This window comes from Micromonospora solifontis (genome assembly GCF_003725545.1).
GTDB classification, from domain to species: Bacteria; Actinomycetota; Actinomycetes; order Mycobacteriales; family Micromonosporaceae; genus Micromonospora; species Micromonospora solifontis.
In genome coordinates this window covers 1-218 of record NZ_RJLN01000225.1, presented here as the reverse complement: position 1 = coordinate 218, position 218 = coordinate 1, and the positions used below count along the sequence as shown (strand labels likewise).

The following is a 218-nucleotide window of genomic DNA, read 5'->3' as shown; positions in this document are numbered from 1 at the left end:
ACCGGTAAGACCGACGCCTACCACTCGGTGGAGATCAAGGACAGCAAGGCCGACGACAAGCAGACCGACCGACTCCGCGCCGACATCGTCCGCACCATCGACAACGGCCGCGCCGTGGTCGCCAACATCGCCGGCACCACCACCGACACCGACGGCAACACCCACTCCTTCGAAGGCGGCCACTACATCAGCGTCGTCGGCTACCGCGACAACGGCAA

1 protein-coding gene is annotated in these 218 nt (G+C 65.6%); it reads left to right on the top strand.

All coding sequences use genetic code 11. From position 1 onward, the window contains the following. On the top strand, positions 1–218 hold a 218-nt coding region (locus EFE23_RS27965), incomplete at both ends, for a C39 family peptidase (protein ID WP_199737279.1).